The organism is Paenibacillus sp. PsM32, from assembly GCF_030433815.1.
GTDB lineage: Bacteria > Bacillota > Bacilli > Paenibacillales > Paenibacillaceae > Saccharibacillus > Saccharibacillus kyungheensis.
The window spans coordinates 154,954-165,998 of sequence record NZ_JARUWY010000005.1 but is presented as its reverse complement, the minus strand read 5'-3'; the positions used below and the strand labels follow the sequence as shown (position 1 = coordinate 165,998).

At 37.0% G+C, this 11,045-nt stretch carries 10 protein-coding genes; 3 read left to right on the top strand and 7 right to left on the bottom strand.

Annotated features, from left to right (window positions below; genetic code table 11):
* Window positions 1-187 precede the first annotated feature (187 nt).
* Together QCD85_RS12315 and QCD85_RS12310 are read left to right on the top strand one after the other, a co-directional pair.
* Window positions 188-682 (top strand): DUF1641 domain-containing protein, encoded by a 495-nt coding sequence (locus QCD85_RS12315; RefSeq protein ID WP_274172129.1) that lies wholly within the window; start codon window positions 188-190, stop codon window positions 680-682.
* Between the two features lie 186 nt (window positions 683-868).
* On the top strand, window positions 869-1,588 hold the full coding sequence (locus QCD85_RS12310) for a hypothetical protein (RefSeq protein ID WP_301262785.1): 720 nt from the start codon (window positions 869-871) through the stop codon (window positions 1,586-1,588).
* Window positions 1,589-1,738: 150 nt separating this feature from the next.
* Here the strand turns inward: QCD85_RS12310 and QCD85_RS12305 are convergent, their stop codons facing one another.
* Window positions 1,739-2,101 (bottom strand): hypothetical protein, encoded by a 363-nt coding sequence (locus QCD85_RS12305; protein WP_301262784.1) that lies wholly within the window; start codon window positions 2,099-2,101, stop codon window positions 1,739-1,741.
* Between the two features lie 230 nt (window positions 2,102-2,331).
* Window positions 2,332-2,766, bottom strand: coding sequence for a LysM peptidoglycan-binding domain-containing protein (locus QCD85_RS12300; protein WP_204823093.1), 435 nt, complete (start codon window positions 2,764-2,766; stop codon window positions 2,332-2,334).
* 335 nt (window positions 2,767-3,101) lie between these two features.
* On the opposite strand from QCD85_RS12300, the gene fabV reads away from it, so the two are divergent.
* Entirely contained in the window at window positions 3,102-4,298 is a 1,197-nt protein-coding gene (gene fabV, locus QCD85_RS12295; protein ID WP_274172126.1) for an enoyl-ACP reductase FabV, read from the top strand.
* A gap of 100 nt (window positions 4,299-4,398) precedes the next feature.
* Here fabV and QCD85_RS12290 read toward each other — a convergent pair whose 3' ends face one another.
* The 5 genes from QCD85_RS12290 to QCD85_RS12270 form a co-directional block, all read right to left on the bottom strand.
* Entirely contained in the window at window positions 4,399-5,199 is an 801-nt protein-coding gene (locus QCD85_RS12290; protein WP_301262783.1) for a hypothetical protein, read from the bottom strand.
* A gap of 47 nt (window positions 5,200-5,246) precedes the next feature.
* Window positions 5,247-5,666 (bottom strand): integrin alpha, encoded by a 420-nt coding sequence (locus QCD85_RS12285; protein WP_301262782.1) that lies wholly within the window; start codon window positions 5,664-5,666, stop codon window positions 5,247-5,249.
* Window positions 5,667-5,933: 267 nt separating this feature from the next.
* Window positions 5,934-7,214, bottom strand: coding sequence for a helix-turn-helix domain-containing protein (locus tag QCD85_RS12280; RefSeq protein WP_301262781.1), 1,281 nt, complete (start codon window positions 7,212-7,214; stop codon window positions 5,934-5,936).
* A gap of 129 nt (window positions 7,215-7,343) precedes the next feature.
* Window positions 7,344-9,029, bottom strand: coding sequence for a methyl-accepting chemotaxis protein (locus QCD85_RS12275; protein ID WP_301262780.1), 1,686 nt, complete (start codon window positions 9,027-9,029; stop codon window positions 7,344-7,346).
* A gap of 189 nt (window positions 9,030-9,218) precedes the next feature.
* Complete coding sequence (locus QCD85_RS12270) at window positions 9,219-10,988, bottom strand: helix-turn-helix domain-containing protein (RefSeq protein WP_301262779.1); 1,770 nt, start codon at window positions 10,986-10,988, stop codon at window positions 9,219-9,221.
* Between the last annotated feature and the right edge of the window lie 57 nt (window positions 10,989-11,045).

Sequence of the window (11,045 nt, the reverse complement as noted above, 5' to 3'; positions counted from 1 at the left end):
TTTTTGTTTTATAGAGATTGGTTTTATAAGGATTGGGTTTTACTTTTATCTGTTCTTCATTTTATCTACTTTCATTTTATTTGTTCTTTTTTATTGTTGGGCTTGTGGTTTGGATGTTTGATGGTGAATTTATATGTTTTGTAGTGGTATATCTTATTAGATGTGTGGGAGAAAGGAGAATGAATATATGGCGACTCCGATTACTACGATTCGGAAGCGGGTGCTGACGGAAGAGGAACAGCAGCAACAGACGATTGATGAATTGAAAAAGGAATTAGCTGAATCTAATGCGGCTCTGGCACGTTCGATGTCGATTTTGCGGGAGTTGAATGATAGCGGGATTTTGGAAGCGGCGGAATCTATGCTCAAAGCAAAAGCACATATTGCAGAGATTGCACTCGGGCAAGTATCACGTAAAGAAATCACTAATCTAATTAACAATGGGATGGCGGCAGCGGGTGCGTTAACTGCGGTTGATCCTGCGCAGACTACCCAGTTAATGAACAGCGTTACCAAAGGATTAGAAGAAGCAGGCAAAGACGATAATACAAAAATAGGTGTATTTTCGCTGATGAAAGCTTTGAAAGATCCTGATATCAATCGAGCGATCCGATTCGGTATGCGATTTATGAAAGGACTTGGTCAAGGATTGAAAGAAAAAAATCCTACAGATCATTCCTAATATATAGCATTAACTATAGCAGACAGTACAAAGTTTATTGACTTTGTACTGTTTTTTTATATCCAAGTAGTCATATCATATCTATATAATCATACCTATAAAGTAGCCTTTAAAAACTTGACAATTGGTTGTTAATCGTTTATTTATAATAGTGATTGCTACTTTATTACTCAGGAGGGATATTTAATGAACAAAAAGGTTGGTTTGGGGATTCTAGCAGCTACATTGACATTTGGAATAGGGACAGGTGCTCTAGCGGCGACAGGATTAGAACCTATCAAAGCTTATTTGAACAGTACAATTTCTCTGAAAATGAATGGTACTACAGTTACTGCTAAAGATGCGAATGGCAAAGCTGTTCTCCCTATTACTTATAACGGTACAACTTACTTACCTGTACGTGCAGTCGGCACTCTAATGGGAACTTCTATTACGTATGACAGTGCTTCTTCTTCTGTTATTATCGGAGGTTCAGGTAACACAGGATCACCTACAACTCCTGTAGAAACAAGCGCACAATCTTTAAGTACACTGGGCACTAAAGTATTGGGTAGCTCTGACTGGCATACCAAAGATCCAAGCAATACTGTGTACAAAGATAAAGATTACAAAGACGTTTTCCTATATACAGGCGAAAATAACCAGAGTAAAAGCTTTCAGATTATGACTGAAAATAAATATTCCAAACTACATCTAGAACTAGCAGCACTTAGTGGTAACCAAAAAATTGTGATTACGAATCAGGATAATACAACACTCAAAACGTTATCTGTTAATCCTGACAATGGCATGGTGAGTGCTGACGTAGATATTGCTAATACCCAAGCCATTTATGTTGACATTAAAGATGCTGATAATGATTCCAAATTATTTGTGCCTTTAACAACTTCTTCATTAACTAAATAATCTATAATCAATTTATGTTGCAAAAGAACGAGAGAATAGTGTTAACGATAGATAGAGTATTCGTTGACTTATGATCTCGTTCTTTTCTATATACATCTACTCTTTAATGATCTGCGCAAATTAGTTAAATAGTGAATCTTCTGGCTTTGACTATGATTTTATAGATTGACTCTCCTGCAAATGCTCTATCAATTCATTTCCCATCTCTACTACTATTTCGATCACTTGATTAATCTCTTCCCCACTGATCTGATCAATATGAACTCCTCCACAGATTACAAAATTCCCACGCCATTGTTTACGTAAATGGATAGCGATTTCTTCTGTAAAATAAAATTCTTGATGTTGTTGAAATTGGATCGTTTGCAGTGGTTGGTTCGGAGTGCCTGCGGTAATGGTTCCTATATGAGGACGATCTCCTCCACTGATCAATATCACGATATCGTCTGTACCCATATAATAAACATCCATTTGAATCTGGATTCTTCCTCTACTTTTATGTATATGAATCATAATCTCTCCTCGCTTTCTTTAATTATTAAAAGCGACCAGATCTAATGACACAATGAACTTTATAACAATGATATGTATTATCTTTCTGCCAACCCAAACAAAAAAAGCCAACGCTCGGGGGAACGTTAGCTTTTTTATATATAAACTACTCCATAAGCATTTGGCAGATACTTAAGGGTAGATAATATTTAAGCCGATCAGATGGCAGTTGATCGAGAATGTCTAAATTCTTATTTTTGAGGAATAGTCAATTGGTATCCAGCAGGTAGAAGGTTGTTGGCAGCAACCAATTCGTCTACAGTTACACCATATTGAGCAGCGATTTCAGTAAGGCTAGCACCTTGTGGAAGAACTACAGTGATTTTGTTGTTTGTTACTGGCTCAGTTGTTTTTGTAGGCTCAGTAGTTGTGTTGTCTGTTGGTGTAGTAGGTTCAGTTGTTTCGTTAGCAGTTCCGAACATAGAGTTGATTTGTGCACTTACAGAATCTACATAAGCTTGGTTGTTAGCACGTTGTTCTGCTTTGTCTTTGTTTTTCTCGTGGTTGCTTTGATCGTTAGAAGCTGCAGATACTTGGTTAGCTCCGATTGGTGCTACAACTGCTACTGCTCCAAGACCTAGTGCTAAAGTAGTTGACAATAAAACTTTTTGAAATTTGGTATTCATGATTAATTTCTCCTTTGGGATGTTAGCTGTTTTTTGGTAACTAATTTTCTCTTAGTAACCTTATGAATTAATAATAACATTAATTCAAGAATATTGCAATACTATTTAAAAATATTTTATTATATTTTGTACAATTATTCTTCGATATTATTTATTAACCAACCTATCTAAATTTTAAACAGCTCTTTCCTACTATTTTCGTACTATTTTTACTTTCCAATAACGCTTCTATCTCTTCTTAATCGAAGCTTTACTTGGTGATACGGTGTACTCATTCGCAAAAAATGCTACAATACGAAAGATGATGTAAAAAGTGAAAGCGAGGAATCCTCTCTATGATTATTAAACCTAGAACACGTGGTTTTATTTGCACGACAGCTCACCCTGTCGGCTGTGCACGTCAAGTTCAAGAACAAATTGAATATGTACAATCTCAACCTAAAATTAGCGGACCACGCAATGTACTTGTGATCGGTGCTTCTACTGGATACGGATTGGCTTCTCGCATTGTAGCAGCATTCGGTGCAGGCGCTAATACGATTGGTGTTTATCGTGATGGTGGTTCTGTCAAAGGACGTACTGCTTCTGCTGGTTGGTATAACTCGGCAGCTTTTGAACAAGAAGCTCAAAAAGCAGGTCTCAAATCTTGCAGTGTGATTGGCGATGCTTTTACCAACGAAATCAAAGCCAAAACGATCGAAGCGATTCGCAAAGAATTCGGTCAAGTCGATACTGTCATCTATAGTGTAGCGGCTCCACGTCGCACAGACCCAGCAACAGGTGAAACATTCAGTTCTGTTCTTAAACCTATCGGTGCTGAGTATACGAACAAAACGGTTAACTTCCATAATGGCGAAGTGACTCCAATCACGATCGAGCCTGCTTCTGAACAAGAAGTACAAGATACGGTCAAAGTTATGGGCGGTGAAGATTGGAAATTGTGGATGGATCAATTACACGAAGCAGGTGTATTAACTGAAGATGTAACCACAGTGGCTTACTCTTATATCGGTTCTGAAATTACACAAGCGATCTATCGTCAAGGTTCGATAGGTCAAGCAAAAGATGATCTAGAACGCACTGCTCAACAAATGAATGATCAATTGAGTGCAACAGGCGGACGTGCTTTTGTCTCTGTAAGTAAAGGATTAGTGACTCAATCCAGTTCGGCGATTCCTGTTGTTCCTCTTTATATCTCAGCATTGTACAAAGTCATGAAAGAAAAAGGTATTCATGAAGGTTGTATCGAGCAAATGTATCGTCTATTTGCAGATCGCTTGTATACAGAAGGCCCTGCTCCTGTCGATGAAAAAAATCGGATTCGTATTGATGACTGGGAGTTGCGCGAAGACGTACAAGCAGAAGTTGCTGAAATCTGGGATAACTTAACATCAGAAAATATTTATGAATTGACTGATCTGGAAGGATATCGTCGTGAATTTTTCCAATTGTTTGGTTTTGAGACCGATCATGTTGATTATGAAGCTGATGTAGAACCCGATGTAAAAGTTCCTAATATTTATTCAGAATAAGCTTGTCATACCAAAAAGCACATGCCTATCTCATATAGGATGTGCTTTTTGTGTATAACTATAGTATAAGGATCAAAATGATCTACATCTCTTCTATCCCTCATCGCGTAGCTCCAAATACATGTTGTAGATCAGCAGACTCCGATTGTAGTGATAGCACTAATTGGGATGGATCTTCAGGCAAATAGATAACACGAATAATCTGTCCTTGTTGAACTTGAGCTAGACTGCTTTTAAAAATTTCTTTTTGCACATTTACAGTTAATGTCTCTCCTAATGGTTGAGTGATACTAAGTGTAAGTTGAAGACTTATTTTATGTGCGTCGATATCTCCTAAAGGTACAACATCAATTATTTTAGCGTACGCTTGTTGACCCTGTGTAGCGATATTCATCATTTCTGGTGATACGCCTTGTTTGATCATTTGCTCATTTAATAATTGCTGTGCTTCTGCTTGCGAGACCTGCCCTTTCCAATCGATTCCTACTTTAGATGGATCTTTAGGAGAAACGAGTAATGGAATCAGTGCACCTGGTTGAAATTGAGCCAACGATGTAAGCGGCACTACAACTCGCAATTCAGCAGGATATGAATCTTCACCCTGACAGGTCACAATCACTTTACACTGAATCTGCGGTTGCTCATTGATATAAGTACCTGTTTGTTGAATAGACTCAATAAGACCAACTGCGGACTTGCCAGATTTGACAGTTTTGAGACTGAATACTGTAGAAAGAATCGTGGGTATAAAAATAAGCGCAATTCCAATATAAAGCAAAGGATGATACCACGGTTGATCTATAACTTCTAGCACATCGCCCCCTGTGATATTCAAGTACATCGGTAGTCCCCATACAAGCACTATACATAATATACCTATTGTTAGCAGAATTTTTTTCATTATTATGGCTCCTTATTTGTTCAAATGGTTGTTTGTTTGGTTGTTAATTATGAAGAAGATATGATTCCCATATAAATAAAATTAGCAGGTGAAGATGGATGAATGCCTAATCCTATATGATCACCCGGACGTGGAATATGCATTTTAGATACCATTGTTTCTAATGTTTTCTGATATCGGGTTCCATTGTTCTCAGTCACATCTAAGACCAGAATAATAATAGGATCAAAATTTACTAACTTGCCTGTATCTTTTACAGAGATAACCTGTGCGGTAGCAGTGATCGGAATTTGTCCACTTGCAGAGGATTGGGCTTGGCGTGCCATCTCTAGGCTAGCATTTATCTGATCTCGCTGTTCTTTAGGAACTATACTTTTCATAATTAATCCGCTTAATCCTTTGTTCATAGCTTGATCTGCTTGCTCCATATGATCTTGCTCTTTTTTATTTCGTTTAAAAAATCCCATAAGTGTATGCTCCTTCTGTTCAGGTATATTGTGGTTCTGCTTTTATTATATAAATGCTTTTGACACACAACAATAGATACAGGCACATACAAAAAAAGCAGACAAATCGTCTGCTTAATCTATCTTTTCTATCAAAATAGGGTTCGTTTCAGTAAATATTCGCAAACAATACGTACAAACCTTTGCTTTAATTCTTTTTCACACTTAGATATTTGTAAATTAATCAATATTTTTATTTAAATAATATAGATATATGAGCCAATAATATTAATAAGTACGTAACAAATAGACTAATTTTCGATAATACTGAGCAGCTTCTTTGTATCGTCGCTGATCTTCTGATACAACTGCTAAAGCTTCATATAATATACTGAGTCGGGTAGATTGATGGATTGATTCAAAGTAAGGCAAACACACCAAAGCTTTTTCAATAAACAGTTCTGACTGTCCTTGAGACAAAGCTATCTGACTTTCATAAAATGTAACAGCCATCTGCTGATCCTGATGAAGAGTGAGCGTATTCAATTGTTCGATATGATTTATTACGGATGCCCAATCTTTGGTCGCAAGTGCTATCTCACAACGATAAATAAGTAACACAGGCAACATATTTTGCTTTGTTTCTTCAGACTGATGATCCACAATCGCTTCAAATCGTAGAATCTCTACTTCTGCCTGTTCTAGTTGCTCTGTCATGGTTAACATCATAATCCGATTATTCATAATCACACTTAACATATCACTTTGATGTTCTGCATAGACGAGATGAGCTTCTGCCATAGAGAGAGCAGTTAGCGATTCTTGTATAAATTTCATCGAAAAGCAGTAACCACTATAGATGATATACAGACCGGATAATCGGTGAAACCATCGCTGTTCATACACTTGCTTCATAATTTGTTCAAAGGTTTTTTTCGCTTCTTCAAACTGCTTGGTATGTACATATGCTTCCATCCGAATATGTTGCGCTGTAAGCCATGTTTCACTACCGGTCTGAAGCAATGCAATCCAGCGTTCTACTTGATGCAGAACATCGTAATATTGATGCTTGGAGCGGAAATGTTGAATTTTATAAAATAACAACGCTTTGAGTAATGGAATAGGCAACAGAATATCGTCAGGTCGTCCAAACTTATCCAGATAAAAATTCAAGTACGATTGATGCAAATAGTCGTACGCATCATGATCATTCAATTGTTGAAAATAGGTCGCTTTCATCAAAGCCGTTGTTAATTCTATCGTTAAAGTATCATCACGATCAGGAAGATCATTTACTTCTTGCTCAGGAATACTGGAAGCTTGCATCGATAATCGTTCAAAAATCTGTTCAGCACGTTGTAATGTCTCCAGATCATCAGCTGCTGTACGTTCCAAATACACCTTACTCACACCCAGACGTTCAGCAATCTGCTCTGCCAAATCTTCTGGTAGTGGATAACGTTCTGCTAAAATATTGGCAAAATGAGCTTGAGTGACTAATCCTTCTACCAAGTCTTTACGAGTAATCTCCTTTTTTTTGCACAAATAATCAATACGTTCTTTTAGCATAATATAACCTCCTTGAACGATTGTTGTAGACATGTAGCTACTGCTCATTGTAATCAAAAACAACCTGACGGTCATCTATTCTGTTAGTTTATGCACAGAATAAATGATCATCAGGTTGTGAGAGATTGATTATATTTTGAAGCGACTTACTAATGCTTGTAAATCTTCGGCAAGGCTTGTTAAAGCGACAGCAGAATGTAAAACTTCTTCACTAGAAGCTAATTGCTCTTCGGTTGCCGCTGCAATTTCCTGTGTGCTATCTGATATTTCTTGCGTGCCTTTAGTCATCGTTTGCATAGAATCGGCAGAGTTTGCAAACGAATCGTTAACATGTGAAGCATTGGAAGCAATACTTTCAGTTTTAGTAGAAATTTCTTCAACAGCACGTAAAATATCATGGAATTGCTGTACTGTTGCTTTGGTCATTTGATTACCTGTTGCCACATCTGTTTGAACAGTTTGAATAGCAGACATCGTAGATTGAGTTTCTAACTGAATATGACTAACCAGTTCTTTGATCTGTTTACCTGCATTAGCTGATTGTTCTGCTAATTTTCTAACTTCTTCTGCGACGACTGCGAATCCACGTCCATGTTCTCCAGAACGAGCTGCTTCTATAGAAGCATTTAAAGCAAGTAAGTTCGTTTGAGAAGAAATTTCATTGATTAGGGTAGTAACTGTATCTATCTTAGTGGCATGTCCTGCCAGTACGCTAACACTTTGATCTGCACGAGACACTGAACTTTGGATAGACGTCATTTGCTCGCCTACACGTTCTATAGACTCTGTTCCTTTTTCAGACTGCTGTTTCATCAATTGCGAGAAGTTCACCATCTGAGCTGTATTATCTGAAATTTCAGACAATTTGTGGAATGAATTTTGTAACGATGTAGATTGATACCCTAGTTGTTTGGCTTGTCCACCTGTCTGATCTGCAATCACTTGCATCGATTCAGCAACCTGTTGGGATGTAGACTTGGATTGCTCTGCACTGGCTGAGAACTCTTCTGCTGAAGCTGCAACCATATCAGATGATACCCCGATCTGGCTAACAATCGAATGTAATGTAGCTACAAAAAGATTAAAACTAGAAGCCAATGTACCAAATTCATCTTTTTGCTTCAAATCAATCGTTTGAGTCAAGTCTGCTTCACCTTGAGCAATCTCTAACATTTGACGATTTAATAGATGTAACGGTTTGAGGATAGCACGTAATAAAAGAATACCTAGAATAATGCCTATTACAGACGAAACGATAATGACAACGACAATAACGACTTTACTGATATGTGCTTGTGCTTCGTTTTGCGCTTGTAATTGAGCTACTTCTTGATCCAGTTTGGTAATCACATCATTGACTACTGGTGTTAATGCTGTTTTGCGTAGTGTACGTTCTTCGCCGAAATGATATTGACTAGCAGCGGTAGGATTTTCGCTTTGTAATTTGACAACATTGGCATTTAAATCCACGACTTTAGCAAAAGTAGTACTGATGTTTTGCAAAGACGTTTTATAAGGTGCACCTGCGGATGATTGTTGTAACAACTGTAATATATTATTAATTTCAGTGATCTTTTTCTGCATCTCAGGTACGTATTCTTGTTCACCTGTAAGTAAGTAACCACGTTCATCATTTGAAAGTCCTGCTAACCTAAAATCGATTTGTTTCATATTTTTTTGCATTTCCATTTTCGATTGCAATAGAGCACTTTGTTCAATCGTATTAGAGATGGTGACATAAGATAATATCCCGCTCCCTAAAATAGTAAAAATCAATAAACTGATAGTGGTGATTAATCGTGTTCTGACTGTCATGGTGTATCTGCCTCCGGTATATTCTTGTATAAAAATATTAGTTAATAAGACCTAATAATATTATCGAATTTTGTCGTATTATGTATTAGCTTTTTTCAAAAATTTTACACTGCGTTAACAAATCAAAAAAACTTTATCTCTGGTATGATAAAGTTTCGTGTTTATTTTATATTTTTTTCTAGATTGCGGTCATTCTTCATACAAATATAAGTAAATCTGACATGCCATTCGTACGTTAAACCACTCATCTCCATGATCAAAAGAATAACCTAATAATTCTTGAATCCTTCCAAGACGATAATACAGCGTATTATGATGAATATTTAACGATTGAGTAGTATTTTTAAGATTACGGTCATATTTTACAAATGAGACTAACGTGATCATTAGATTGGCTTTTTTTTGCTGATCATATTGAATAATTGGTTCTAATACATCATTCAAATACTCTTCTAACTCTTCATGCGATTGTTGCATAAAAAAGCGAATCACACCTAGATCACCAAAATAAATCAATCGCTGTTGATTGCCTTCTTTGAGCAATAACTGCATACATTGTTCTGCATCTTTGTAAGACCGACTCACTTTATCTAACCCTTGATACATTCTACCAACACCCGATGACAATTGACGATCTCGGCGAAGCTCTCGTAACAATAATTGAAATTGGGATTGACGTTCTTCTTTATTTAGATTTCCTGCAATATTAACAATAATAATCGTATGATGATGCCGTTCAACCAATAGATAATGGATATGTAGCTGACTCATAATAGATTCAAACGAATGTCGCGCAGTCACTGACAGGGGTTGCATTAACATCACTGCATAATGATCTTCCTGTTCAAATCCAAGTACACGAGCTTGTTCTTGTAAAGACATATTCATTTCACCCGATAGAATACTTTCGAAAAAAACATCTTTGGCACGCATCTGAGATTGTTGAACGGCTTCTTTTTTCACCCAATCTAGCGCAAGCACAGTAGCGCTGTATTCAAAAATCATTTTATTGGTACTCATCACTTCCTGACTTCCTGTCCAAGCACACAAATAACCGAGCAACCGATCAGTGCCAACAATCGGAGTAACAATAATAGATTGAGAATTATCTTCTTCCAGTACAATTCGTTGCCACTTTTTGCTACGTTGTACCCACTGCATCGCAGGATGTTGCAGAAATTGATCAGGTAAATGAGGGGTCACTTCAGCAGGTAAATAATCAATCGGTGTGAGTAATAGATCAAATACAGCGATAGGCATTTTGACATTGCGATATAAAGCAGACAAAATTTCAGGCGTTCCATATCCTTTGGCTGCTAAGTTATTAATCTGATTATGAAAATCCATTGTGATTTGCAAACGTTCATGTTCTTGACGTAAAGCATCATGAGTCAAAAATAATTCATGATTCTGCTCTTGCACCTGTCGAAATAAACGATGATGTTCAATCGCTATCGTTGCCAGATCACAATAGATTTGTAACGTTTGAAGATCATGTTCAGTTAAAGCTTGTGAATCAGTAAAATTATCAAGCGTTATTACTCCTATACAACGATTATCAGATAATAAAGGTACTGAAATACAACAACAAGGAGTTTCTCCTTGAGTAGATGATTCTACATAATATTTGTAATTAAAAGCACTCATATTATCCATAGCGCTTTGTAGCTCAGAAAGATTGTTGATTCGAATAGGCATACGTTCTGCAAAGACTTTGCCTGATATCCCTTCACCTGAAGACAAGCGAGTCATCGTCATCACTGCCGGAAGATAGCCGACTGTAGCTTGAATAATCAACTTATTAATTAACGGATCATGCAAAAATAAAAATCCTGCCCCTGCGGCTGGAATACTATCTATCGCTGTCTGCAAAATCAGTTGAAGCATCTGTTCTTCATGAACAGGAGACATAATCGTCTTCATGAAGCGCATCAGAGAATGAATCGGTGGATGCTCCATCGGTTACGCCTCCTTTAAGTTCATTTTGTGCTATAGATTACAAGTAATTGTTGTGTA

What these genes read in the sequence shown, in the direction of transcription:
- QCD85_RS12315 (WP_274172129.1), top strand. Translation starts at nt 188, where the DNA reads ATGGCGACTCCGATTACTACGATTCGGAAGCGGGTGCTGACGGAAGAG.
- QCD85_RS12310 (WP_301262785.1), top strand. Translation starts at nt 869, where the DNA reads ATGAACAAAAAGGTTGGTTTGGGGATTCTAGCAGCTACATTGACATTT.
- QCD85_RS12305 (WP_301262784.1), bottom strand. Translation starts at nt 2,101, where the DNA reads ATGATTCATATACATAAAAGTAGAGGAAGAATCCAGATTCAAATGGAT.
- QCD85_RS12300 (WP_204823093.1), bottom strand. Translation starts at nt 2,766, where the DNA reads ATGAATACCAAATTTCAAAAAGTTTTATTGTCAACTACTTTAGCACTA.
- fabV (WP_274172126.1), top strand. Translation starts at nt 3,102, where the DNA reads ATGATTATTAAACCTAGAACACGTGGTTTTATTTGCACGACAGCTCAC.
- QCD85_RS12290 (WP_301262783.1), bottom strand. Translation starts at nt 5,199, where the DNA reads ATGAAAAAAATTCTGCTAACAATAGGTATATTATGTATAGTGCTTGTA.
- QCD85_RS12285 (WP_301262782.1), bottom strand. Translation starts at nt 5,666, where the DNA reads ATGGGATTTTTTAAACGAAATAAAAAAGAGCAAGATCATATGGAGCAA.
- QCD85_RS12280 (WP_301262781.1), bottom strand. Translation starts at nt 7,214, where the DNA reads ATGCTAAAAGAACGTATTGATTATTTGTGCAAAAAAAAGGAGATTACT.
- QCD85_RS12275 (WP_301262780.1), bottom strand. Translation starts at nt 9,029, where the DNA reads ATGACAGTCAGAACACGATTAATCACCACTATCAGTTTATTGATTTTT.
- QCD85_RS12270 (WP_301262779.1), bottom strand. Translation starts at nt 10,988, where the DNA reads ATGGAGCATCCACCGATTCATTCTCTGATGCGCTTCATGAAGACGATT.